The following is a 24,508-nucleotide window of genomic DNA, read 5'->3' on the forward strand; positions in this document are numbered from 1 at the left end:
GGCGACCAGGCGGTCGGTGCCAAGATCAACGGGCGCGTCGTGCCGCTGTCGACGGTGATCGACAATGGCGATCAGGTGCAGGTGCTGCGATCGAAGGGTCAGACGCCGCAGCCCGCCTGGCTCAACTTCGCGATTACCGGCAAGGCACTGGCCGCGGTGCGCCGGCATCTGCGCAACAAGGAGCGCGGCGAGCTGATCGCGCTGGGACGCAAGCTGTACGACGATATCATCCGCCGCCTGCCCGCACCGGTCGGCCACGATGCGGTCGATCTCGCGCTGAAGCGGTTGAAGCTGCCTGACGAAGCGTCACTGATGATCGCGGTCGCGCGGCGGACGCTGTCGGATGCGGCGGTGATGGAGGCGCTGATGCCTGGATCCGCGGGTGCCGATTCAGCGCATGCACTGGCGCCACAGTCTTCCGCGATCTCGATCAAGGGGCTGACGCCCGGAGTCGCGTTCGACCTCGCCGAGTGCTGCCATCCGGTGCCCGGCGACCGCATCGTCGGCCTGCGCCGCCCCGATGCGGGGATCGAGGTCCATGCGATCGATTGCCGGATCCTCGCCGACCTGGCCGAGCGCGGCACCGACGACACCGACTGGGTCGATGTCGACTGGGGCGACAAGAGCGACGGCGCGGTCGCGCGTCTCGCGGTCCAGGTCAAGAACGAGCCCGGCGCGCTCGGCATCGTTGCCACGGTGATGGGCGCGCACAAGGCCAACATCATCAACCTGCGGCTCGACACCCGCGACAGCGTGTTCCACACCAACATGATCGACGTCGAGGTCCACGACGTCCACCAGCTGATGCGCCTGATGGCGGCGTTGCGCGCGGCCGACGCGGTCAATGCGGTGGAGCGGGCTTAGGAACTGATGACCTTCGCGGGTCAGAACCATCGCGGCGTTGGAAGGCAAGCGCGTTCGCGCTCCGACAGATCGGGATATACCGCCCGAAAGCTGCTCGATCGTAGGCGAACCTGACGGAAGACGTGGCGAGGGTAGCGCGACGTATAGGTAAGCGAGAGCGAGAACCGGCTCGCAACCTCCGGCCGGGCAACACGGTGAAAGACCCGAGTTCCGTCGAATGCGACGATCATGCCTGGGCAGCCGTAGGCACTGGCCCAGCGATCTTCGTCGATCACGGTCCGCATCACCGCATCGCTAAGGTAGCCGGACTGATAATCGAGCCGTGATCGCGCAAGCCGGGATCGTGCAGCGTCGATATACTGAAACGGTCCGCCCCCGTCCTGAACATCGTTGAGGTAGATGATGATGCGCAGCATCCGGTCGTCCTCAATGTCGAGGTGCCATTGTCGCGTCCCGCCTGTGAATGGGCCGACTTCCTCGCGCTTCAATGAGCAACCCATGTAGAAGCAGGGTTCGCCGAGATAGGCTTCAGCCACATCGAGCAGCGCGGGGTTCAAGCCCAACCGGTACGTCGGTACGTTCTGATTGAGGATCTCGTCCGACTCCAGAAGATTGCTTCCTTGCCAATCCCAACCGTCGCTCCCTTGGGCGCTGAGTTGCTCAACCAAAGCCGAGTCTCGCTCGAGCAGCGCCGAACAGTCGGCAAGCAAGTGGACGCCCTTGTCATCCAAGTCCGTTGTTGCCGTCACTGCCGCCTGACCGATCACGGGCCTCGGCTGGAACCGAAGGTGGCGCATAGCGGACGCCTTGCGTCGATGCGCGTCGATCGGTGCGAACTTCAGCACCCTGCTGCGCAGTGCGACTCGATTGACCAAATAGCTGAGGATCGCCAGCTTCCCCGTCCGATGACCGCTGCAGAAGAGCAAGGCTCTAGCCGATCGACAGCACATCCTTCTGCAACATGCGTTAGAATACCATGTGCTTGGCTGCGTCGTGGCGGGACGGCACCACGGGGTGAACCGGACCCCCGATCGCTGCCCGAGACGTAGGACCATCCCAAACAACCCCGATGACGCGCGGCGCGGGCACCGCTAGACCGGACGCATGCATCGTCCCGCGCTCTCCGTCGTCATTCCCTGTTATAACGAGGCGGCGTGTCTGAATCTGCTGCACGGGCGCGTTTCGGTAGCGGCCGAAGCGGCGGTCGGGACCGATTTCGAGATCGTGCTGATCAACGACGGGTCACGGGACGATAGCTGGTCGGTGATGCAAGCGATCGCTGCGCGCGATGGGCGGGTGGTCGCGATCAATCTGTCGCGCAATCATGGCCATCAGCTGGCGCTGACGGCGGGGCTGGACCTGTGCGCGGGGGCGCAGATCCTGATCATCGACGCCGATCTTCAGGATCCGCCCGAATTGCTCGCGGACATGCGCGCGACGATGGCGGCGGCCCAAGCCGACGTGGTCTATGCGGTGCGGCGCAAGCGGCAGGGCGAGACGATCTTCAAAAGGGCGACCGCGGCGCTGTTCTACCGGGTGCTCGACCGCGTCACCGACACGCCGATCCCGCTAGATACCGGCGATTTTCGGCTGATGAGCCGCCGCGCGCTCGATGCTTTCCTGTCGCTCCCCGAACAGGCGCGCTTCATCCGCGGGATGGTCGCATGGGTCGGATTTCGGCAGGTGCCGTTCGCGTATGATCGGGCGGAGCGGCATGCGGGCGAGACCAATTACCCGTTCGCCAAGATGGTGCGGCTCGCCTTCGATGCGGTGACCGGCTTCTCGACCGCGCCGTTGCGGTTCGCGAGCCATGCCGGGCTGGCGCTGACGGCGGCGTCGCTGCTGCTGTTGCTCTACATCGCGATCGGCTTCTTCACCGGCAGCGCAGTGCAGGGCTGGACCTCGACGATGCTGGTCGTCGTGCTGCTCGGCGCGGTGCAGATGTTCGTGCTCGGGATGATCGGCGAATATCTCGGCCGGCTGTACATCGAATCGAAGCGCCGGCCGCTCTACCTCGTCGCCGACATCGCCGGGCCGGTGCGCGGGCATTCGACGCTCGGCTTCAACGCCGCCGAGCCCTCACCCGAGTTCGATCAGGACGGTTCGGCGAGCGTCACGATCGACACGCCGGGCGTCATCGGCACCCGCCCGATCGCGTGACGCTCGAAACGGAAGATCGTCTCGAACAACGCGTTGAGCGGCTTGGCGGGCGGTGAATCGTCGCTGTCGTCGCGACCGGTCAGCCGCCCCGCGACCCGTGCCGCCGCCGCCAGCGGGAACAGTAGCGAGTTGAAATAGGTCAGCTTGCGCGGGCGCAGCCCCGCCGCGACGATCGCCGCGGACAGCGTCTTCTTCGAATAGCGCCGATGGTGGTGGTTGACGGTGTCGTGCGCGCTCCACATCCATTGGTGGGCGGGCACCGCGATCAGGATCTTGCCGCCGGGCTTCAGGCATTCGCGCATCGCCGCGAGCGCCGCGACGTCCGCCTCGATATGTTCGACGACGTCGAGCACCGCGATCAGGTCATACGCACCGCGCTCGATCCCCGGCAGCGCGGGCAGCGGCGCGTCGCCGACCGGCCGGCCGAGCCGCGCGCTGGCGATGTCGCGCGCCGCGGGATCGATCTCGATCGCCTCGACGCTGCCGAACCGCGCGAGCATCGGCAGATTGTGCCCGGTGCCGCAGCCAATCTCCAGGATCCGCGCGCCGGCCGGCAGTGCAGCATAGCGCGTCAGGTAATCGGCAAGGATGTCGCGCCGCGCGCGATACCACCAATGCGTCGAGTCATGCGCCGCCATCCGGTCGTAGACGATGCGATCCATTATCTGAACACCAGTTGGCGGTTGAGCGCGAAGGTCGCGAATGGCGTGACCAGGATCGCGGGCACCAGTGGCAGCCATGCGGGCCCATGGAACAGCGGCCCCGTAATGATCCAGGTGAAGGCGAGGTTGAGCGCCATGCCGACCGCCTGGACCGCGAAGAACTTGGCGTGCTGACGCCCGCTGGTGTCGCGGGTGCCATAGCCCCTGAAGCTCCACCGGCTGTGCAGCACGAACCCGGCGGATGCCGCGACGACGAACGCCGGCGGCACCGCCAGTACCGACAGCCGATCGCCGAAGACGTACATCGCCAGCGGCAGATAGACCACGGAATAGATGACGCTGGAGATCAAGCCCGACACGCCGAACCGGATCAATTGCCCCAGCATCCCGCTCCGTCGCCACTGATCGATCCGCTGCGATACCGCCGTCATGCTTTCCTCACTGGTCCGCGCGCAGTAGAGGCCTTCGCGCGCGAGTGGAACCGGCAATCCGTCGCGGGCGATCTTTGCGGGTCATTGGGGTGAATTCACGTGAACGACTGGACCACCCGCATCACCCGTGCGCTCGATCGCCATTGGCTGCGCCTCACGCTGGCGGCGTGGCTGGCGGTGACGATCTGGTACGTGTGGAACGACTGGAACCTGGTCCGCTGGCTGTCGCTAGGCGACACCGACGACAATATGCGGCTGATGCAGGTGCGCGCGCTGCTCGATGGTCAGGGCTGGTACGACCTGCGCCAATATCGGCTGAACCCGCCCGCGGGGTTCGACATCCACTGGTCGCGGTTCGTCGACCTGCCGATCGCCGGGCTGATCCTGTTCTTCCGGCTGTTCACCAGCAACGCCTGGGCAGAGCGGCTGGCATGCGGGATCGCGCCGTTGCTGCCACTGTCGCTTGCGATGATCGGGCTCGCGGCGACGGTCCGCAGGCTCGTCAATCCGGTCGCCTGGCCGCTGGCGATCGTCTTCCTGCTCGGCACCGCGGCGACGATGCTGATGTTCCTGCCCGAACGCATCGATCATCACGGCTGGCAACTCGCGATGCTGAGCATCACAGTCGCCGGTTTATGCGATCCGAGGGGCCCGCGCGGCGGCGCGCTGGTCGGCATTGCGAGCGCGGTGTCGCTGACGATCGGGCTGGAGATGCTGCCCTATGTGGCGATGGCGGGCGCGATCATCGCGCTGCGCTGGATCTGGGACCGGGCGGAGGCGTCGCGGCTGGGGGTGTATGCGCTGTCCCTCGGCGGCGGCAGTACGCTCGGCTTTGCGGCGTTCGCGTCCAACGCCAACTACGCCATGCGGTGCGATGCGCTGACCCCGGTATGGCTCAGCGTGATGATCGCGGCGGGGGCATTGCTGTTCCTGCTCGCGGCGGCGAACCCGGCGTCGCGCGGCGTGCGCCTGGCGCTGGCGGTAGCGGCGGGCGCGGCGATCGTCGCGGGCTTCGTCCTGCTGTTCCCCCAGTGCCTCGGCAGGCCTGAAGGCGTGTCGCCCGAGCTGCAGCGCATCTGGCTCGACAATGTGCGCGAGGCCAAGCCGATCTACAAACACCCGTTCCGCGTCGCCTTTCCGATCGGCGCCTTCCCGGTGGTCGGTGCGATCGGCGCGATCATCGCGGCGTGGCGCGCCCGGCGGACGACGCAGGTAGTGGGCTGGTCCGCGGTGGCGCTGTTCACGGTGTTCGCGACGTTGATGCTGTTGTGGCAGGTCCGCGCCGGCCCCGCCGCGCAGCTGCTGTCGGTGCCGGGCGCGGTAGCGCTCGCCTGGTGGCTGCTGCCGGGGCTGCTGCGCCACCGGTCGATGCCGGTGCGGGTGTTCGGCACCGTCGCCGGATTTCTGCTGGTGTCGGGATTGTTCGCGGGGCTTGCGATCAAATACCTGCCGATCGACCGGCCCAAGGCCTATACCAAGCGCGTCAACAAGGCGACCGGCGACTGCCTGCGTACCACCGTGCTGGGTGCGCTCGATCGCTATTCCGCGGCGACGATCTTCACCTTCGTGGACCTCGGGCCGCGGATGATCGCAATGACTCATCACAGCGCGATCGCGGGGCCGTATCACCGCAACGGCGACGCGATCCTCGACGTCCAGCATGCGTTTTCGGGCACGCCGGAACAGGCGCGTGCGATCATGAAGCGGCACGGCGCGACGTTGCTGCTGCTGTGCCCTAACATGTCGGAATCGACGATCTATCGTGCGCGCAATCCGGGTGGGTTCTACGACCGGCTGGCGCATAACCGCTTTCCGGATTGGCTGACGTCGCTGCCGCTGCCGGCAAAGTCGCCATTGCGATTGTACCGGATCGATTGAGGCGAGCCTCTGGCTGCGCGAATGGGTGAGCGCCTTCCACGCGTGGCGCTACCCATCTCCGTTCGTCTCGAGCGAAGTCGAGAACCGATCCCGGGCGGTGCGCGGCAGTTTCTCGATTTCGCTCGAAACGAACGGAGCAGAGGAAGATCCTGATGAAGGTCCGACCTTAACGCAAACTCACCTGCAGCCCGTCCATCACGAACTGCACCGCCAGCGCCGCGAGCAGCACCCCGAGCAGCCGGGTGATCACCGCCTCGATCTTCGCGCCCAGCAACCGCATCAGCGGTCCGGCCAGCAGCAGCGAGACCAGCGTCAGGATCAGGATCGTCGCCAGCGCGGCGAGCACCACCGCGGTGCGCTCGACGCCGTCGTTGCGCGCCATCAGCAGCATGACCGACGCGATCGATCCCGGCCCCGCGATCATCGGCATCGCCATCGGAAAGATCGAGACGTCCTCCGCCTCGGGATCGTGAGCGACCTTGGCGGCGCGATCCTCGCGGCGCTGGGTGCGCTTCTCGAACACCATCTCCAGTGCGATCAGGAAAAGCATGATGCCGCCGGCGATGCGGAAACTCGCCAGGCTTATGCCGAGTCCGCGCAGCAGATCCTCGCCGAACAGCGCGAACACCAGCAGGATCGCCGACGCCACGCCGACCGCACGGATCGCCATTGCGCGGCGCTGCGCGGGGGCAGCCCCCGCCGACAGCCCGGCGTAGATCGGCGCGCAACCCGGCGGATCGATCACCACGAAGAAGGTGATCAGCGACGACACGTAGAGCTCGAGCAACACCCCCTCAGACCGCCGGATCGGGCGCGATGCCGTCGCGCCGACATGCCGAAACATAGGTGTTGCGGATCAGGCAGGCGATGGTCATCGGCCCGACCCCGCCCGGCACCGGGGTGACCGCGCCCGCGGCCGACATCGCGCCGGCGAAATCGACATCGCCGACCAGCCCGGATGCGGTGCGATTGATGCCGACGTCGATCACCGTAGCGCCGGGCTTGATCCAGTCGCCGCGCACGAAGCCGGCGATGCCGACTGCGGCCACGACGATGTCGGCGGCGCGGACATGCCCAGCGACATCGCGGGTGCGGCTATGCACCGTCGTCACTGTGCAGCTTTCGCGGAGCAGCAGCTGCGACATCGGCTTGCCGACGATGTTCGACCGCCCGATCACCACCGCCTCCGCCCCGCTCAGCGATCCGCAGACCGCCTTCAGCAGCATCACGCAGCCGAGCGGCGTGCAAGGGACGAAGCCGTCGATGCCGATCGCGAGCCGCCCGGCATTGACCGGATGGAAGCCGTCGACATCCTTGTCGGGATCGATCCGCGTGATCACCGCTTGCTCGTCGATCTGCGGCGGCAGCGGCAATTGCACCAGGATGCCGTCGACCGCGGGGTCGGCATTAAGTTGGTCGACCAACGCGAGCAGCGTCACCTGATCCACATCGGCGGACAGGCGATGCTCGATGCTCGCCATCCCCGCCGCGACGGTCGCCTTGCCCTTGTTGCGGACATAGACCGCCGACGCCGGATCCTCGCCGACCAGCACCACGGCCAGCCCCGGCTTGCGCCCGGTGGCGGCGACGAACGCCTCGACCTGCGCGGCGACGCGTGCGCGGAGCGCGGCGGCGTGCGCCTTGCCGTCGATGATCGTCGCGGTCATGCCTGCGCTGCCCGTCCGCTATCCGGCACCGGTCAGACCGCGCCGCCGGTGAGGATGCTGACCGCGATGTTGCGCAAGATGATGTCGAAGATCGAGATCAGGATCAGCACCACCATCGGCGAGAAGTCGATCCCGCCCATGTTCGGCAGCACCCGGCGCAGCGGCCGGTACATCGGCTCGGTCAGCCGCTCCAGCCCGGAATAGAGCGAGCGGACGAACTGGTTCGACATGTTGATGACGTTGAACACCATCAACAGCGACAGCACGAACTGGACGAAGATGATCCACCAGACCACGTCGAGCAGTACCTGGAGGATCTGGATGATGGTCAGCGCGATCACGCGGGGGTTGCCTTCTTCTGGATGCAGGACGGTGTCGCCCGTTTAGCCGAGCGGCGGTGCTACGCCTAGGTTCCTTATAGGACGGGTCCCATGTTGTTCTCCCGCGAAGGCGGGAGTCCAGTACTGGGTCCCCGCCTTCGCGGGGAGACAAGGGGGCTTATGCGCGCACCAGCGTACCGGCGCCGGCCGAGGTGAATATCTCGAGCAGCATCGCGTGAGGCACTCGGCCGTCGAGGATCACCGCGGCGTCGACCCCGGCCTCGACCGCGGCGACGCAGGTCTGCACCTTGGGGATCATTCCGCCCGAGATCGTGCCGTCCGCCTGCAACGCCGCGATCCTGGCGGGATCGAGCGCGGTCAGCAGCGTACCCTGCTTGTCGAGCACCCCCGCGACGTCGGTCAGCAGGAAGAAGCGCGACGCGCCGAGCGCGGCGGCGATCGCGCCAGCCATGGTATCCGCGTTGATGTTGTAGGTGTGGCCGTCGGCGCCGATCGCGATCGGGGCGACCACCGGGATGATCCCCTCGCGGGACAAGGAGTCGATGATCCGGCGGTCGACCGCGACGGGTTCGCCGACGAAGCCGAGATCGACGTGCCGCTCGATTCCTTGGAGCTTGTCGGGGGTCGACCGGCCGACCTTTTCCGCCTGCACGAAGTTCGCGTCCTTACCCGAGATACCGACCGCGCGACCGCCGGCCTGCCCGATCCAGGCGACGATTTCCTTGTTGATCGATCCCGCCAGGACCATCTCGGCGATGTCGGCGGTCTCCTTGGTCGTGACCCGCAAGCCGTCGACGAAGCGCGATTCGACGCCGAGCCGCTTGAGCATCGCGCCGATCTGCGGCCCGCCGCCATGGACCACCACTGGGTTGATGCCGACCGCCTTCAGCAGCACCACGTCCTCGGCGAAATCGCGCGCGAGTTCGGGGTCGCCCATTGCGTGGCCGCCATATTTCACCACGAAGGTCGCGCCGGCATAGCGTTGCAGATACGGCAGCGCCTCGGTCAGCGTCTCGGCCTTGGCGAGCAGCGCCGCGTTGGGGGTGTAGTCGGTCATGTTTGCGCCCTTAGCGCCCCGCGCGCGTGGCGGGTAGAGGCACGACGCGTCAGACGGCGGCGCGGTCCAGCCGCCGGCCCAGCGCCACGAACGCGGTGATCAGGAACGGCACCAGCACGATCGACAACACCACCTTGGTCAGCATCTGCCCCGCCATCAGCCCCAGGATCTCGCGTTCGCCGAGGAAGGATATGCTGATGAACAGCAGCGTATCGATCACCTGGCTGATCACGCTGGCGATCATCCCGCGCAACCACACCAGTCGCCCACCCCCGACCGGCCCCTTCGCGAGCCGCGCGAAGATCAACACGTTAAGCGTCTGCGAGATGCCGTAGCTGATCAGCCCCGCGATCATCATCCGCGCGCTCTGCCCGACCACGATCGGAAAGGCGTCGATCGCGGGCGGGTACATGCCCGGGTCGTGGGGCAGCGCGAGCACCAGCTGGATCAGTGCCGCGGACACCAGCAACGGAATGAACCCGAGCCGCACCAGCGAGGTTGCGATCGCCTGGCCGTGCAGTTCCGCGATGGCGCTCGACAACACCACCAGCAGCAGGAAGCCAAATATCCCCGCCTCGACCGCAAGCGGCCCGAGCGCGACCTGCTTCACCCCCAGCACCCCCGCGATGCACACCATGCCACCGTAAAGAACCGAGAAAACGAACAGCGAACGCGGCAGCGCGGGAACGGACTGGGTCATCCGCCGCGACGCTAGAGGCTTTGCCGCACGCGTCAATCGCCGCTAGCGGGCGAGGGACACAGCGCTTGCGCACCGATCGCAAATCCTGCGAAGCTCGCGGGCAAGGGGAAGCAGACCTATGGAACGTATCGCGATCGGCCTGGCCGGCATCCTCGTCATTCTCGGGGTCGCGATCGCCTTGTCCTCCGATCGGCGCGCGATCCGGCCCCGCGTGGTCGGCGCTGCCTTCGCGCTGCAAGCCGGGATCGCGGTGCTCGTGCTCTACGTGCCCGCGGGCAAGCACGTGCTCGAATTCATGTCCGGCGGGGTCGCGAACCTGCTCGGCTACGCCAATGCGGGCACCTCGTTCCTGTTCGGCGAACTTGCCGCCAATCCGCTCGGCCAGAATTTCGCGATTCAGGCGCTGCCGGTGATCATCTTCTTCGCCGCCTTGGTATCGATCCTCTATTATCTCGGGATCATGCAGCTGGTGGTCCGCTGGCTCGGCGGGGCGATCGAGAAGGTGATCGGCGTGTCGAAGGTCGAATCGCTGTGCGCCGCCGCCAACATCTTCGTAGGGCAGAGTGAATCGCCGCTGGTGATCCGCCCCTACCTTGCCGGGCTAACCCCGCCGCAGCTGTTTACGGTGATGACCAGCGGCATGGCAGGCGTCGCGGGCACGATCCTCGCGGCCTATGCGTCGATGGGTATCCGGATCGAATATCTGCTCGCCGCGAGCTTCATGGCGGCGCCGGGCGGGATCCTGATGGCAAAGATCATGATGCCCGACCGCCGCGCCGTGCCGGAGGGCGAGCTCGCGCTCGGCGACGCGCCAAGCGATCCGCTGGTCGCGATCGCGGAGGCGAGCCACGACGAGGAAAAGCCCGCCAACATCATCATGGCCGCCGCGCAGGGCGCGCAGACCGGTGTGCGCCTCGCCGTCGCGGTGGGCGCGATGGTGCTCGCCTTCGTCGCGCTGGTGGCGCTCGCCAACGGGTTGCTCGGCGGCATCGGCAACTGGTTCGGCGTGCCCGGCTTGAGCTTCCAGGGGCTGCTCGGCCATGTCTTCCAGCCGATCATGTTCCTGCTCAACGTGCCGTGGAACGAAGCCGCGATCGCAGGCGGCTTGTTCGGCGAGAAGATCGTCCTCAACGAATTCGTCGCCTATATCGATCTCGGCAAGCAAGCCGCAGCGCTGAGCCCGCGCACCGTCGCGGTGATCACCTTCGCGCTGTGCGGCTTCGCCAACTTCTCCTCGATCGCGATCCAGATGGCGGTCACCGGCAGCCTCGCCCCAAACCAGCGGCCGATGATCGCGAAGCTGGGCTTGCGCGCGCTGGCGGCGGGGAGCTTGGCCAATTTGATGTCCGCGGCGCTGGCGGGTTTATTGATCGGGTAGGCCGGGCGACGTACCCCTTCATGTGCTCCCGCGAAGGCCGGAGCACACTACTGGCCTCCCGCCTTCGCGGGAGCACAACTCGCGTTACGCCACCCCGGCCACTCGACGCCGCCGCCGCAACGCCGCACCCATCGCGCCGAAGCCGGCGACCATCATCGCCCAGGTCGACGGTTCGGGCACGACGCCGATCAGCCGGCCGTATTCCGCCGCGCTCAGGCGAAAGCTCAGCAGGGTGTTGGGGATCAGCGCGAAGCCGGTCGGGCAGCCGACGCCGAGTCCGACCTCGACCCGCGCGGTGTTGCCCGGGTTGACGCACACGTCGAACTGCGTGCCCGCGCCGTTCTGGGTGACCGAGAAGTCGTTGTCGGTGGCGACGATCAGCGTGATGCCGCCGTCCGCCAGCCGCGGACCGAAGCTGAAGCCTTCGATCTTCTCCGGGATCTGAAATCCCATCGCGCGCATCGCCGCGGCGATGTCGATGAACGGCGTCACAATCTTGGTCGCGGCCTTCACGCCCGCGGGCAAGGCGTTGCTGCCGGCCAGGCTGATCGCCGACACGTCGGTCGCGCCGGTCAAGTCGATCTGGTAGATCCGCTTCGACGCCACTTCGGTCGACGCGCCGGCATCGACGCTGAGACCGCGATTGTCACGTTCGAGCACCAGGAACTTGCCGTTGCCGAGCGACTGGATCGCCGAGACCCCGATCGAGCGGCCCTGCGAATTGGCGTCGAAATCGCCGGTGACGCGGCCGTTGATGTCCGGCAACGCCTCGAGTTCGTAGATGAACTGGCCGGTCGATCCGCCGGTGGCGACGTCGTACGCGACGATGCGGACGTTGCGGCTGAACCGGCCGTCGCTGTTGCCGTTGTTGGCGCGGCCTTCGTTGACCAGCGGATCCTGGAGCACGGCATAGGCGGTCTTGCCGTCGGGGCTGAGCGTCAGCCCCTCGAACCCGCGATTGTCCTGGCGGCCGGTGGTGATGGTCGGGCGGCCGTCGACATAGTTGACCGTGCCGTTGCTCGTCTTGGGCACCAGATTGGCGGGCATGGCGAAGCTGCGCACCAGCTTGCCGCTCGCGTCAAATTCGTTGAGCGACGGGCCATATTCGTCCGACACCAGGAAGTGACCGTTGGGCAGCAGCGCCAGCCCCTCGGGATCGAGCGACCCGCCGAGCGTCGCTCTCGACCCGTTGAGGAGCTGCGGGTTGAGGCCGTTATAGCTGCTGCCATCGGCCTGGGTGAACACCAGCGTCTTTTCGAGCGTGAAGCTGCCGAGCGCGCCGGTGGTCGTGTCGATGCCGAGCGAGAACGCCTGAATCCGCGGCGCGTAGGACAGCACCCCGCCGCCGGGACCGCGATCGCTCATGCCGTAGAACAAGCCGTCGGTGGCGTTGTAGACGAGGTCGGACCCGAACCCGCCGAGGCGGTTCTGCCCGGTGCCGGCGAGGCCCGAGAGGTCGGTGCCGTTGACGACCGTCAATCGCGACACCAGCGTCGCGGCGGAAGCCGGCGCGACCAGCGCGGCGGATGCGAGCAAGGCGATGAGTGGCAGGCGCATGGTGTCGATCTCCCCTGTAGTTGCATCGGCGTTAACCGTGCTGCGGTGACAGGGGCGTGACGTGGGGAAGACAGATCCGCGACACCCCGCGGTTTTCGCGGGGAGGAGAGGGGCTCGCGCGGAGACGCGGAGGGCGCCGAGGTTGTTGTAGGGCCAGGCTAGCGGAGTGAACGACCCTCGCACGTTCGTCTCGTGTAGAGATCGATTAGCCGCGGAGCGGCGTATCGAGAGCCCGTATCGAAAGGCGGGTTGGTGCGCGGAACCGGTGTCTCGATACGCGCTCTCGTTACGCCCTGCGGGCTGCTCGATCTTTGCTCGACACGAACGGGGTGGGGGATCGACACGAACGGTAGGGATCGACCCACCCCCTTACTTCTCGTCGGTGGTCATCTTCACCTTGTTGGGCAGCTTCTTGCCCTTGGTCCGGCGCGAGGGGAGCTGCACCGGGTGCTTCTTCTTCCACGCGGCATAGGTCATCGGGCCTTCCGGCGTGTCGATGATGGTGTCGTCGATGCTCATCGGGACCTCGTCAGCGGGTGGGGACCGGTGTCTCGCCCGTATAGTCGTAGAAGCCGCGCTTGGTCTTGCGGCCGTACCAGCCGGCTTCGACATATTTGATCAGCAACGGCGCCGGGCGGAATTTGGGATCGCCGGTGCCCTCGAACAGTACGCGGGTGATCTCCAGGCATGTATCGAGGCCAATGAAGTCGGCGAGCGTAAGGGGACCCATCGGGTGGTTGAGGCCGAGCTGACACGCCGCATCGATATCGGGGATCGTCGCCACGCCCTCGCCCAGTGCGAAGCATGCCTCGTTCAGCATCGGCATCAGCACGCGGTTGACGATAAAGCCCGGCGCGTCGTTGGCACGCACCACGCGCTTGCCGAGCGCCTGGGCGTAAGCCTCGACCCGCGTCACCGTCTCGTCTGAGGTAGCAAGGCCGCGGATCAGCTCGATCAGCCCCATGACCGGCACGGGGTTGAAGAAATGCACCCCGACGAAGCGCGCCGGATCGGGCGCCGCCTGCGCCAGCCGCGTGATCGGGATCGACGAGGTGTTTGAGGCAAGCACCGCGTCGCTGCCGAGCACCTTGCCAACATCGGCGAAGATCTGGCGCTTGATCGTCTCGCGCTCGGTCGCGGCCTCGATCACCAGCGCGCAATCGCCCATCGCGGCGACGTTCTCGACCGGTTCGATCAGCACCAGCGCCGCATCGCGCGCCGCCGCGTCCATCTTCTCCTTGATGACGAGCCGGCCGAGCGCCTTGCCGATTCCGGCGCGCCCTGCCTCGGCCTGCGCCAGCGACACGTCGGCGAGCAGCACGCGGTAGCCCGCCTGCGCCGACACCTGGGCGATCCCTGCGCCCATCTGCCCCGCCCCGATCACGCCAATCGTCTGCATCTTCGTTCCTCGCCGTCGTTGTTCGCGGGCGCATACCGCGACGGCACCGGCTCCGTCGAGCTTATGGTGCCGCGCGCACCGGCTGCGCCTCGGCGAGATAGACCGCGAATAATCCGTCGGGATCGGTCCATTCGGCGATCGGCGTCCAGCCGCCCGAGCGCAGCAGGATGCGCGCGTCGCGGCCACCATATTTGTGGCTGTTTTCGGTGTGGATCGTCTCGCCCGCCGCCATCGCGAAGGCGCGCCCGTCGACCTCGAACGACACGTCGCGGGTCGCCTCCAGATGCATCTCGATCCGTGCGCGATCGTCGTTCCAGATCGCGCGGTGGCGAAATGCGTCGATCGGGATCGTGCCCGCGAGTTCGCGATTGATGCGTTCGAGCAGGTTGAGGTTGAACGCCGCGGTCACGCCGCTCGGATCGTCATAGGCCCGCTCCAGCACCGCCGCGTCCTTGATCCGGTCCATCCCGACCAGCAGCATCGCGCCGACGCCGAGCGAGGTCCGCATCGCGCGGAGCAGATCGACCGCCATCAGCGGGATCATGTTGCCGATCGTCGATCCGGGAAAGAAGCCGAGCTTCGGCACGTCGGCGATCGCGCGGGGCAGCGCGATCGGCCGCATGAAATCGGCCTCGAACGGCAGGATCAGCAGGTCGGGGAACTGCTCCGACAGCACGCGCGACGATTCGCGCAGGAATTCGCCCGAGATGTCGATCGGCACATAGGCGTTGGGCGCGACGGAGCGCAGCAGGATCGGGGTCTTGATCGACGATCCCGATCCGAATTCGACCACCGCGCGGCCACTCCCGGCGATCGTCGCGACCTCCGGACTGGCGATCTCGAGGATCGCGCGTTCGGTGCGGGTCGGATAATATTCGGGCAGGTCGGTGATCGCTTCGAACAGCTCCGATCCGCGGCGGTCGTAGAACCAGCGCGCGGGGATCGCACGCGGCACCATCGACAGACCGGCAAGGACATCGGCGCGGAATTGCGGATCGGCCAGGCGCTGTTCGCCGTCCTCGATCTCGGGTTTGAGCATTCAGAGATCCTTGGCCAGGCGAACGCCGGTGAACTGCCAGCGTTGGTGCGGGTAGAAGAAGTTGCGGTAGCTGGCGCGCACATGCCCGCGCGGCGTCGCGCAACTGCCGCCGCGCAGGACGAACTGCCCGCTCATGAACTTGCCGTTATACTCGCCGACGGCGCCCTCGACCGCGCGGAACCCGGGGTAGGGACGATAGGCGCTGCCGGTCCATTCCCACACGTCGCCGAAGAAGGCGGGCGCAGTCGCGGCGGGGCGGGGCTCGACCGCGCCGGCCTTGTCCAACTGGTTGCCGCCCGCGGCGTCGTGATCGGCCCCCGCTGCCTCCCATTCGAACTCGGTCGGCAGCCGTGCGCCTGCCCAACTGGCATAGGCATCCGCTTCGAAGAAGCTGACATGCGTCACCGGCGCGGCGGGATCGATCGCGCGACGCCCGTCCAGACCGAAGCGAGTCCAGACGCCGTCCTGCCGCTCCCAGTATAGCGGCGCGACGATCGCTTCCGCCTTCACCCAGGCCCAGCCGTCCGCCAGCCAGTGCCGCGCGTCGGCATAACCGCCATCGTCGATGAACGCGGCCCATTCGCCGTTGGTCACAGTGCGGTCGGCGATCGCGTGCGGGCTAAGCAAGGCACGGTGGCGAGGCCCTTCGCAATCGAATGCGAATCCGTCGCCGCCATGCCCGATCTCGACGATCCCCCCGGGGTGCGCGGCCCAACCGAGCGGTGCCGACATCGCCACCGGAATCTTGCGCGCCGCGGGCCAAAGCGCGGGTTCAAGCGGGTTCTCGCCGAACAGATGCAAGATGTCGGTGACCAGCAGTTCCTGATGCTGTTCCTCGTGGTGACAGCCCAGCGCCACCAGCGTGCACGCCGCCTCGGGCAGATCGGGCAATGCGGCGAGCAGCGCATCGTCGACATGCGCACGATAGGCGCGCACCTCGTCCAGCGTCGGGCGCGTCACCATGCCGCGGCGATCGCGCGCATGGCGACGCCCTTCCGCCTCGTAATAGCTGTTGAAGAGGAACGGGAAGCGCGGGTCGTGCAGCGCGTAACCCGGTACGTGATCGCGCAGCACGAAGGTTTCGAAGAACCAGCTGGTATGCGCGAGATGCCATTTGGCTGGCGACGCGTCGGCCATCGATTGTGCGGTGGCGTCCGCGTCCGACAACTCCGCGGTGAGCGCCAGCGACAGCGCGCGCACCGCCGCAAAGCGGACCGCGAGCGGCAGCGGATCGACAGGGACGGCAGGCAACGGCATGATCTTCTCCCTCGCCCGGCCGGGCAGCGTCCTCAGCCTCGACGAGGCGCGGGATCACGGCGTGGCGTCAGCGCGTCGCGCCCGGCTTCCATAGAACGTCCCCAATCCCGGCCTGGTTCACGGCGCGGGCGGCGACGAACAAGTAATCGGACAAACGATTGAGATAGGCCAGTGCCTGTGGGTTGAGCGGCGCGTCGACCGCCACTGCGGAGCGCTCGGCGCGGCGCACGATCGCACGCGCAAGGTGCAATGCCGATGCTGCGGCGCTGCCGCCCGGCAAGATGAAGCTGGTGAGTGGCGGCATTGTCGCGGTAAGCGCATCGATCTCGCCCTCCAGTCGCGCCACCTGCGAGGGCACGACCCGCAGCACCATCTCCGACGGGGTGAAATCGTCTCCCGGCGTGGCGAGATCCGCACCGAGATCGAACAGGTCGTTCTGGATACGGGTCAGCGCAAAGGAGGGGTCGGCACCGCCCATCGCCGCGATCGCGACGCCGATCGCGCTGTTCGCCTCGTCGACATCGCCGATCGCCGACATGAGCGCGTCGGCCTTGGACACACGCGACCCGTCGACCAGCCCGGTGGTGCCGTCGTCGCCGGTTCGCGTGTAGATCCGGTTGAGCCGGACCAGTTTAGGTCCGCCCGGCGGCGAAGAGCAGCACGACCACGACCAGCACCGCGATCGCCTGGAAGAAGATGCGCTGCTGCATCATCTTATTCGACCTCACCGACGCCTCGCTCGGGCCGGTCTCCCCGTTCTTCACCTGCGCGGTCGAATGCTGGAGAAACGCGACGATCCCGCGCACGAGAGCGACCACGGTCGCGATCATCGCCGCGATCAGGAGGAGGACGAGGAAAGTCTGCATGCGACGAATGTAGGGTTGGGTCAGCGGCCTCGCAATGCCGTCTTTGGTCGGTAATCGCCGCGCGCGAGCGCCGCCGCGAGGGCCAAACCATCCTCGCCTGCCTCGCGCATCGCCGTCAGAGACGGGGCGCCGGTCCGCTTGGCGAGCCGTTCGCCACGCTCATCGGTCAGCAGCGGATGATGGTGGTAGCGCGGCGTCGGCAGCCCGAGCAGCGCCTGCAACAGCCGGTGGACATGGGTCGCCGCGAACAGATCGACGCCGCGGACGATATCGGTGACGCCCTGATCGGCATCGTCCACCGTCACCGCCAGATGGTAGCTCGACGGCGCATCCTTGCGCGCCAGCACGACGTCGCCCTGCGCCGCCGGATCGGCCGCGATCGTCGTGCCGTTATCGCTCCAGGACAGCGGCCCCGCGAGCGCCACCGCGCGCGCCATGTCGAGCCGCCAGCAATGCGGACGCGTCAGATCGGGGTCATGGATCGCGCGGCAGGTGCCCGGATAGATCGGCGCGTCGCTGCCGTGCGGGGCCGAGGCGCTCGCCGCGATCTCCGCCCGCGTGCAGAAACACGGATACACCAGCGCCTGCGCCTTCAGCCGATCGAGCGCCACGGCATAGAGATGCAACCGCGACGATTGCCGGACCACCGCGCCGTCCCAGTCGAGCCCGAGCCATTCGAGGTCCGCCGATATGCCCGCGACATGCTCTTCGCGGCACCGCGCAAGGTCGATATCCTCGATCCGCAGCAAGAACCTACCCCCTGCCCTGCGCGCCAGTTCATGCGCCAGAACCGCGGACATCGCATGCCCCAGATGCAGGCGTCCGGTCGGGCTCGGCGCGAATCTGGTGACGACGCGCCCTTGACCCGGAATCACCGCCTGTGCTGTCATGACCATGTCATGCCGGTGGGCGAGGGCCCCAGGCGACGAGCCGTGTGGGAGGAGCCGTGTTTCATCCCGATCTGATCCGCCATCCCGATGGCTGCCCCGCGCTCGTCCTGAACGCCGATTACACGCCCTTGTCCTATTATCCGCTGAGCGTCTGGCCGTGGCAGACCGCGATCAAGGCGGTGTTCCTCGACCGGGTCGACATCGTCGCGCATTACGAACGCGAGGTCCGCAGCGCGACCGTCGCGATGAAGCTGCCATCGGTGATCGCGCTCAAGCAATATGTCCGGCCGTCGCAATTTCCCGCCTTCACCCGCTTCAACCTGTTCCTGCGCGATCGCTTCGCCTGCCAATATTGCGGCCAGCCTCGCGACCTGACCTTTGACCATGTCGTCCCCCGCGCGCAAGGCGGGCGTACCACCTGGGAGAATGTCGTCACCGCCTGCGCACCGTGCAACCTGCGCAAGGGCGGCCGCACCCCCAAACAGGCGAGCATGCCACTCCATCTCGAGCCGATCCGGCCCACCAACTGGCATCTCCAGGAACACGGCAAGCGCTTCCCGCCGAACTATCTTCACGACACATGGCACGACTGGCTCTATTGGGACGTCGAACTCGAAGCCTGACGGAGTGGCTATGCGGCATGTGATCGGAATGGCGGCGATGGCGCTCGCGCTCGGCGCATGCAGCGGCGAACGCGGCGAAGAAAAGCGCGCCAGCGCGGATGCCAATGCGTCGGGCTTCGTGCCGCCATCAGTCACCTCGCGGCTCGATTATGGCAGCGCGATGGATCGACGCTTCCGCGCGCTGGACCGCGACGCCGATGATTTCATCTCTCGTGCGGAGCTTCCCCGGCGCAATCCGCGGCGGTTGCTGGCGCTCGATCGCAATGGCGACGGCAAGATCAGCGCGATCGAGTTCAGCGAAGGCATGCTCGCGCGGTTCGATCGCATGGACCTCAATCACGATGGCACCGTGACCTCCGAAGAGCGGCGATCCGCCGGCGCCCAGTGAAGCTGGGGGCCGAGCACGGTTGACCGCGCGCTTGCCGCAGCGCAGCATAGTGCGATGGCTACCCTTCCCCGGATCGAAAACAACGCGGATGTCCGCTTCCTCGGCGCCAAGCTCGGCGAGGTCATACGCGCCTATGGCGGCGACGCGCTGTTCGAGGCGACGGAGGCGATCCGCAAGGCCTCGGTGGATCGCCACCGCGGCAAGGCCGATGACGAGGCGGCGGAGGATCACGGCGTCGCCGCGGTCGATCTCGGGCTCGAGAAGCTCGGGCTCGACGAGACGCTCGATTTCGTCCGCGGCTTCATGCTGTTCTCGATGCTCGCCAACCTCGCCGAGGATCGCCAGGGCATCGCCGCGGAAACCGGCGCGGACTTCGCCTCCGCGCTGAAGACGCTCGCCGACGAGGGCCTAGGCCAAGATGCGATCGCCGATCTCCTGGCGCACGCGCTGGTCGCGCCGGTGCTGACCGCGCATCCGACCGAAGTGCGCCGCAAGAGCATGATCGACCACCGCAACCGGATTGCGCAACTGATGGCGCTGAAGGATCTCGGTCGCGAGGAAACCCCGGAGGGCGACCGCGTCGACGATGCGATCCTGCGCCAGGTCGCACTGCTGTGGCAGACCCGGGTGCTGCGCCGCGAACGGCTCTACGTCACCGACGAGGTCGAGACCGCGCTCAGCTATCTGCGCGACGTGTTCCTGCCAGCGCTGCCCGCGCTCTACCAGCGTTGGGATCGGGCGTTCGGCGCGCGCGTGCCAAATTTTCTGCGGCCTGGCAGCTGGATCGGGGGCGACCGCGACGGCAATCCCTTCGTCACCGCGGATTCGCTGCGCACCGCGCTCGCCAAGTCGAGCGAAGCGGTGCTGGTCCATTACATGGACGCGGTCCACCTGCTCGGCGCCGAACTGTCGATCTCGACCGAGCATGTCGCGGTCGACGGCGCGGTCGAGGCGCTTGCCGACGCCAGCGGCGATACCGCGCAAAGCCGCCGCGACGAACCCTATCGCCGCGCGCTCTCCGGCATCTATGCCCGGCTGGCCGCCACTCATCAGGCGCTGACCGGGCGTCCGGCACCGCGCCCCGGCCCGCTGCGCGGCGAGCGCTACCCGGATCCACAGGCATTCCGCGCCGATCTCGTCGCGCTGGCACATGCATTGTCCGCAGGCAGCGCGCTCAGGACCGGCGGTGCGCTCGGCCGCCTGATCCGCGCGGTGGAGACGTTCGGCTTCCATCTCGCCACGCTCGACCTGCGCCAGAACAGCGCAGTCCATGAGCGGGTCGTCGCCGAATTGCTGAAGGTCGGCGGAGTGGAGGCGGACTATCTCGCGCTGAACGAAGCCGCGCGGGTCGAGCTGTTGCGGCGCGAACTCGCCAACGCGCGGCCGCTCGCCAGCCGCTTCGCCACCTATTCGGACGAGACCGCATCCGAACTCGCGATCGTCGCCGCCGCCGCGGATGCGCACGCGACCTACGGGCCGGCGTGCATCACCAATTACATCGTGTCGATGGCGCAGTCGGTGTCGGACCTGCTCGAGATCAACCTGCTGCTGAAGGAGGTCGGGCTCTACCGGCCCGGCCAGCCGGCCACCGCCGCGATCATGGCGGTGCCGCTGTTCGAGACGATCGGCGATCTGGAGGCCGCACCCGCGATCATGACCGCGTGGTTCGCGCTTCCCGAAATCGCCGCGATCGCCTCCGCGCGCGGCCATCAGGAAGTGATGATCGGTTATTCGGACAGCAACAAGGACGGCGGCTACCTCACCTCGACCTGGCAATTGTCCAAGGCATCGACCGCGTTGAAGCCGGTGTTCGAGGCGGCGGGCGTCGGCATGCAGCTGTTCCACGGCCGCGGCGGGGCCGTCGGACGGGGCGGCGGCTCCGCCTTCGCCGCGATCCGCGCGCAACCCGCGGGCACGGTTCAGGGTCGCATCCGCATCACAGAACAGGGCGAGGTGATCGCCGCAAAATACGGCACGCGCGAGAGCGCGATGACCAACCTCGATGCGATCGCGGCGGCGACGTTGCTCGCAACGCTCGAACCCGAACGCCTGTCCAATGCCGAAAACGCGCAGTTCGCGACTGCGATGGACGCGCTGTCGGGCGATGCCTTCACCGCCTATCGCGACCTCGTCTACGGGACGGAAGGCTTCCGCACCTTCTTCCGCCAGATGACCCCGATCGCGGAGATCGCGGGCCTCAAGATCGGCAGCCGCCCGGCCAGCCGCAAGCAATCCGACGCGATCGAGGATCTGCGCGCGATCCCCTGGGTGTTCAGCTGGGCGCAGGCCCGCGTGATGCTGCCCGGGTGGTACGGTGTCGGCCAAGCGATCGACGCCTTCCCGGACAAGCGGCTGCTCACGGAGATGGCCGAAGGCTGGCCGCTTTTCGCCTCCGCGCTCGCCAACATGGAGATGGTGCTCGCCAAATCGGACATCGACATCGCCGCGCGCTACGCCCGGCTGGTCGAGGACGACGCGATGCGCGACCACATCTTCGGCCGCATCCACGACGGCTGGCACCGCACGCGCGACAGCCTCCTGACGATCACCCGCCAGTCCCGCCTGCTAGAGAAACACCCCGCACTCGACGCGTCGATCCGGCTACGGCTGCCCTATATCGAGCCGCTCAACCTGCTCCAGATCGAACTCATGAAACGCCACCGCGCCGGCGAGACCGACCCGCGGATCGGCGAAGGCATCCTGCTGTCGATCAACGCGGTGGCAACGGCGTTGCGCAATTCGGGGTGAATGGCAGGATCCCGACAACTCAGTCGCCTGTGACCTCGCCGTCATCGTCGAGGTCCTTAGCCTTCACTCTCCGACGCCGTACTTCTGTGATGCGATCTTCGATCTCGAACAGCAGCTTAAGGCCTTCCGCTGTCTTTCCGTTTTTACCTTCCGGATCAGCAGCAAACAGTGCTTTGGCTCTGACTGCTAGATCGACCAGCGCCTCATACCGCTCTTCACCCAGCTTCTTGCGGGTCATGTCAAACCCAGCCGCTAGCGTGAGGAACTCAGTATCGATATTTCGATCTTCGAAAGTAGAGGTTTCGTCGATAAAGGTAGGAGCGAAAAGGATCATCGATCCCAATAAATCGTATATTTCGCTCAGACTTGCTGGCACGTATGGTTTGGCATTGAAGTACGGATTTGCGTGGCTCATCTTTTAATCTCCGGTCGTGAAATGACATAGGCGCTGTCGGGGCTGACCTGGCGTGGTCGAATGATCACGACACTGACGGGTTTGAAGTCAGAAGCAAAAAAGCCTTGAACTTGCTTCGTGGCAGATGTTTTGAGCGAGAGCGTCACATCGAAAGCCACGTCGCCTATCCGAGCATCCGGTCGACGATACGTCAGATCTGTTCCCGAACTGTCGTCCTCTCGCCGATTGACACGTACGGGCCCTTTGCCTGCCGAGTCGATTCCCAAGGAATTGTAGCGCTTCCGCAACTCGATGCGAACGTATCGATCGACATAGTTTCCAATCGCTTCTCGATCCGACAGCCTTGGCCTAATAAGCCCCGCCTTTAACGCCGCCTCCCCTTTCTCGAAGCCAACATCAGCCTTTTGCTGTATGAAACGGACTGTCTCAACCTGCAGTGGTCGATAATCGCCCTTGACGCGTGCGATCACCGCGGCTCGTTCAAAGCGAAGATCGTTGAGTTGGTTGATCCGCCCGGCAACGGAGTTGGGTGGACCAAGGCTGTCATAGTGCCACTTCGGGTCCACTGTTTTTATCTGCGCGATGATCTCACGAGACAAGTTGTCTAGCAATGCTGATTGGGCTTCATCGGCAGGCCCTCTAATATCGAACAAATTGTTGCCGACGGCTAAAATCGCACTTGCTGGAGCATTGTTCAGGCCGGGAAAGACCTGCTCAAGCGTCATCGGATCTTCGAATGCTCGGCTGTTGCTGCCGCGGCCCCCGACCGGGGCTGGTCTGGACGGAGGTCTCGCCTGGTTAGCGATCGGCGAAGGTGGGCGAACGCCATCTTTGATGATCGACGTGCCACTTGTACGCGTGCCCGTGCCGCTGACTACGGGTCGCGCGTCGGGCGGCCGGACGTATTCAGCGCCCCGCGACCCGGCAGGTCCGCCCGGCGCAAACGTGAACTGTCCGTTACGCGGATCGTGGTAGGGGTTGAACTTCAACTCGAGGCCGTCTGGCGCTCTCGATAAAGGCAGACGTCCGGTCCGCAGCCAGTGCGTGAACGCCCGGCGCCTTTCCTGTACCGATACATCCATCTGACCCACCTCGTTCTTGAACGTGGTGGGAACATAGGGGCAACATTATCCAATAAGTCAAGCGAGAGCGCACGGCCGATCAGCCGAGCAGCCTCGATTTCGCATTGCTGCCTATGAGAAGTGGTGCGGCCGAGAAGACTCGAACTTCCACGGGCTTTCGCCCACAACGACCTCAACGTTGCGCGTCTACCAATTCCGCCACGGCCGCACGTGAAACAACCGGCCGGGCTGACCCGGCGGCTGGTAGGCAGCGGCCCCTAGCAAAGCCTTTGCGATGCTGCAACGGCTTTAGCGCGCAGTCTCGCCGGCGAAGCTCAATTCGAGCCGCTTGGAATTCGCGGGCACGTCGAGCTTGGCGGAGTTGAAGTCGATCGACGCGCCGGGCGCGAGCGAGCGTCGCTGTGGCGTGATCGTCCAACTGAACACCAACCGGCCCTGCGCATCGCGAAGCTCAGCGCGGATGTCGGGGACGCGCTGGCGGTCGCTCGACGGGTTCGTGACTTGGCCGCTCACCGCGAACAGCTCGGACCCGTTTTCCAGCTCGCGGCGCTCGATCGGATTGTCGTGGAGGCGGAGCGGTGATTCGGCGGCGCCGATCGGGAGGCCGAGCCGAGCGCCGAGCCCTGGTGCACCGAGCCACAGGATCGCACCGATCGCCGCCAGCATCAACAATCCCCCCACGACCGCGATCAACGTCCAGCGCCGTGCGGCGTTCTTGCGGGGGCGGAAAGGGGGACGATGCGCGAAGGCGTCGAACTCGCCATAATCCGCGCCGGGCTCGACATAGGGCTCGGGTAGCGGCGGCACCGGTGCGGCCACGACGGGTGTCGGCGCGGCGATCGGCGGTGCGGCGGCCGGCGTTGCGGGGGGATCGACATCGGCGGCGGGAGGCGGTGGGGCTACCGGCGGCGGCGCGACCGGATCGGTGGGCGCCTGGAACCAGCTATGCCGGCAATTCGCGCAGCGAACCGTCCGTCCTTCGATACCGACCGCGCTGTCCGGGACCAGATAACGGGTGCTGCATTCGGGACATTCGAGTATCATGCGAACGCTTTGCGGCTAGGGCCATCTGAGGCGTGAATCTAAGCACGCCGGCCGAGCCGCTG

25 protein-coding genes, 1 tRNA gene and 2 pseudogenes are annotated in these 24,508 nt (G+C 66.5%); 7 read left to right on the plus strand and 21 right to left on the minus strand.

What is annotated here, in order from left to right:
* A partial coding sequence (locus ACFE77_RS04660; protein WP_375420465.1) for a RelA/SpoT AH/RIS domain-containing protein occupies window positions 1–864 on the plus strand: 864 nt, incomplete at its 5' end.
* Window positions 865–884: 20 nt separating this feature from the next.
* Here the strand turns inward: ACFE77_RS04660 and ACFE77_RS04665 are convergent.
* Window positions 885–1,709: a hypothetical protein gene (locus ACFE77_RS04665; protein ID WP_375420466.1), complete on the minus strand. Its 825-nt coding sequence runs from the start codon at window positions 1,707–1,709 to the stop codon at window positions 885–887.
* A gap of 259 nt (window positions 1,710–1,968) precedes the next feature.
* Between ACFE77_RS04665 and ACFE77_RS04670 the strand changes: the two genes are divergently transcribed.
* Entirely contained in the window at window positions 1,969–3,024 is a 1,056-nt protein-coding gene (locus ACFE77_RS04670; RefSeq protein ID WP_375420467.1) for a glycosyltransferase family 2 protein, read from the plus strand.
* Here the strand turns inward: ACFE77_RS04670 and ACFE77_RS04675 are convergent.
* A complete protein-coding gene (locus ACFE77_RS04675; protein WP_375420468.1) occupies window positions 2,958–3,686 on the minus strand; it encodes a class I SAM-dependent methyltransferase in 729 nt (242 codons plus the stop codon). The genes ACFE77_RS04670 and ACFE77_RS04675 overlap by 67 nt on opposite strands.
* Window positions 3,686–4,117, minus strand: coding sequence for a GtrA family protein (locus ACFE77_RS04680; RefSeq protein WP_375420469.1), 432 nt, complete (start codon window positions 4,115–4,117; stop codon window positions 3,686–3,688). Before ACFE77_RS04680 ends, ACFE77_RS04675 begins: the two co-directional genes overlap by 1 nt.
* A 99-nt stretch (window positions 4,118–4,216) precedes the next feature.
* Between ACFE77_RS04680 and ACFE77_RS04685 the strand changes: the two genes are divergently transcribed.
* On the plus strand, window positions 4,217–5,995 hold the full coding sequence (locus ACFE77_RS04685) for an AcrB/AcrD/AcrF family protein (protein ID WP_375420470.1): 1,779 nt from the start codon (window positions 4,217–4,219) through the stop codon (window positions 5,993–5,995).
* A gap of 166 nt (window positions 5,996–6,161) precedes the next feature.
* Here the strand turns inward: ACFE77_RS04685 and ACFE77_RS04690 are convergent, their stop codons facing one another.
* The 5 genes from ACFE77_RS04690 to ACFE77_RS04710 form a co-directional block, all read right to left on the minus strand.
* Complete coding sequence (locus tag ACFE77_RS04690; protein WP_375420471.1) at window positions 6,162–6,782, minus strand: MarC family protein; 621 nt, start codon at window positions 6,780–6,782, stop codon at window positions 6,162–6,164.
* A gap of 7 nt (window positions 6,783–6,789) precedes the next feature.
* Window positions 6,790–7,662: a bifunctional methylenetetrahydrofolate dehydrogenase/methenyltetrahydrofolate cyclohydrolase FolD gene (gene folD, locus ACFE77_RS04695; RefSeq protein WP_375420472.1), complete on the minus strand. Its 873-nt coding sequence runs from the start codon at window positions 7,660–7,662 to the stop codon at window positions 6,790–6,792.
* A 32-nt stretch (window positions 7,663–7,694) separates the two neighbouring features.
* Window positions 7,695–8,003, minus strand: coding sequence for a YggT family protein (locus ACFE77_RS04700; RefSeq protein WP_375420473.1), 309 nt, complete (start codon window positions 8,001–8,003; stop codon window positions 7,695–7,697).
* Window positions 8,004–8,160: 157 nt separating this feature from the next.
* Window positions 8,161–9,060 carry an acetylglutamate kinase gene (gene argB / locus ACFE77_RS04705; protein WP_375420474.1) on the minus strand — a complete coding sequence of 300 codons (900 nt, stop codon included), beginning with the start codon at window positions 9,058–9,060 and terminating at the stop codon, window positions 8,161–8,163.
* 49 nt (window positions 9,061–9,109) lie between these two features.
* The gene (locus ACFE77_RS04710; RefSeq protein WP_375420475.1) at window positions 9,110–9,760 is read right to left on the minus strand and encodes a queuosine precursor transporter; all 651 of its coding nucleotides are present in this window, start codon (window positions 9,758–9,760) and stop codon (window positions 9,110–9,112) included.
* 118 nt (window positions 9,761–9,878) lie between these two features.
* On the opposite strand from ACFE77_RS04710, the gene ACFE77_RS04715 reads away from it, so the two are divergent.
* Window positions 9,879–11,138, plus strand: coding sequence for a NupC/NupG family nucleoside CNT transporter (locus ACFE77_RS04715; RefSeq protein ID WP_375420476.1), 1,260 nt, complete (start codon window positions 9,879–9,881; stop codon window positions 11,136–11,138).
* A gap of 84 nt (window positions 11,139–11,222) precedes the next feature.
* Here the strand turns inward: ACFE77_RS04715 and ACFE77_RS04720 are convergent.
* From ACFE77_RS04720 to gluQRS, 9 genes and pseudogenes are all read right to left on the minus strand, one after another.
* Window positions 11,223–11,324 (minus strand): annotated as a pseudogene (locus ACFE77_RS04720) (PEPxxWA-CTERM sorting domain-containing protein); the annotation flags it as partial.
* 180 nt (window positions 11,325–11,504) lie between these two features.
* Window positions 11,505–12,695, minus strand: a pseudogene (locus ACFE77_RS04725) (esterase-like activity of phytase family protein); the annotation flags it as partial.
* Between the two features lie 369 nt (window positions 12,696–13,064).
* Entirely contained in the window at window positions 13,065–13,214 is a 150-nt protein-coding gene (locus ACFE77_RS04730) for a hypothetical protein (RefSeq protein WP_375420477.1), read from the minus strand.
* Window positions 13,215–13,224: 10 nt separating this feature from the next.
* A complete protein-coding gene (locus tag ACFE77_RS04735) occupies window positions 13,225–14,094 on the minus strand; it encodes a 3-hydroxyacyl-CoA dehydrogenase NAD-binding domain-containing protein (RefSeq protein WP_375420478.1) in 870 nt (289 codons plus the stop codon).
* A gap of 61 nt (window positions 14,095–14,155) precedes the next feature.
* On the minus strand, window positions 14,156–15,133 hold the full coding sequence (egtD, locus tag ACFE77_RS04740) for an L-histidine N(alpha)-methyltransferase (RefSeq protein WP_375420479.1): 978 nt from the start codon (window positions 15,131–15,133) through the stop codon (window positions 14,156–14,158).
* Window positions 15,134–16,390, minus strand: a complete 1,257-nt coding sequence (egtB, locus tag ACFE77_RS04745) for an ergothioneine biosynthesis protein EgtB (protein WP_375420480.1) — start codon at window positions 16,388–16,390, stop codon at window positions 15,134–15,136. It lies immediately after the preceding gene.
* Between the two features lie 67 nt (window positions 16,391–16,457).
* A complete protein-coding gene (locus ACFE77_RS04750; RefSeq protein ID WP_375420544.1) occupies window positions 16,458–17,021 on the minus strand; it encodes a cob(I)yrinic acid a,c-diamide adenosyltransferase in 564 nt (187 codons plus the stop codon).
* A 1-nt stretch (window position 17,022) separates the two neighbouring features.
* Complete coding sequence (locus ACFE77_RS04755) at window positions 17,023–17,256, minus strand: twin transmembrane helix small protein (protein WP_375420481.1); 234 nt, start codon at window positions 17,254–17,256, stop codon at window positions 17,023–17,025.
* A gap of 20 nt (window positions 17,257–17,276) precedes the next feature.
* Window positions 17,277–18,146: a tRNA glutamyl-Q(34) synthetase GluQRS gene (gluQRS, locus tag ACFE77_RS04760; RefSeq protein WP_375420482.1), complete on the minus strand. Its 870-nt coding sequence runs from the start codon at window positions 18,144–18,146 to the stop codon at window positions 17,277–17,279.
* A gap of 56 nt (window positions 18,147–18,202) precedes the next feature.
* On the opposite strand from gluQRS, the gene ACFE77_RS04765 reads away from it, so the two are divergent.
* From ACFE77_RS04765 to ppc, 3 genes are read left to right on the plus strand one after another with little or no spacing between them, the layout of a single operon-like run.
* Entirely contained in the window at window positions 18,203–18,769 is a 567-nt protein-coding gene (locus ACFE77_RS04765; RefSeq protein WP_375420483.1) for an HNH endonuclease, read from the plus strand.
* 10 nt (window positions 18,770–18,779) lie between these two features.
* On the plus strand, window positions 18,780–19,157 hold the full coding sequence (locus ACFE77_RS04770) for a hypothetical protein (protein WP_375420484.1): 378 nt from the start codon (window positions 18,780–18,782) through the stop codon (window positions 19,155–19,157).
* A 54-nt stretch (window positions 19,158–19,211) separates the two neighbouring features.
* On the plus strand, window positions 19,212–21,905 hold the full coding sequence (gene ppc, locus ACFE77_RS04775) for a phosphoenolpyruvate carboxylase (protein WP_375420485.1): 2,694 nt from the start codon (window positions 19,212–19,214) through the stop codon (window positions 21,903–21,905).
* Between the two features lie 19 nt (window positions 21,906–21,924).
* Here the strand turns inward: ppc and ACFE77_RS04780 are convergent, their stop codons facing one another.
* The 4 genes from ACFE77_RS04780 to ACFE77_RS04795 form a co-directional block, all read right to left on the minus strand.
* Complete coding sequence (locus ACFE77_RS04780; protein ID WP_375420486.1) at window positions 21,925–22,320, minus strand: hypothetical protein; 396 nt, start codon at window positions 22,318–22,320, stop codon at window positions 21,925–21,927.
* Complete coding sequence (locus tag ACFE77_RS04785; RefSeq protein ID WP_375420487.1) at window positions 22,317–23,045, minus strand: hypothetical protein; 729 nt, start codon at window positions 23,043–23,045, stop codon at window positions 22,317–22,319. The genes ACFE77_RS04780 and ACFE77_RS04785 overlap by 4 nt, the downstream gene beginning before the upstream one ends.
* Window positions 23,046–23,523: 478 nt before the next feature.
* A tRNA-Leu gene (locus ACFE77_RS04790) sits at window positions 23,524–23,610 on the minus strand.
* A gap of 80 nt (window positions 23,611–23,690) precedes the next feature.
* On the minus strand, window positions 23,691–24,446 hold the full coding sequence (locus ACFE77_RS04795; protein WP_375420488.1) for an MJ0042-type zinc finger domain-containing protein: 756 nt from the start codon (window positions 24,444–24,446) through the stop codon (window positions 23,691–23,693).
* Window positions 24,447–24,508: the final 62 nt, after the last annotated feature.

This window comes from uncultured Sphingomonas sp. (genome assembly GCF_964243315.1).
In the GTDB taxonomy this organism is placed as follows: Bacteria; Pseudomonadota; Alphaproteobacteria; order Sphingomonadales; family Sphingomonadaceae; genus Sphingomonas.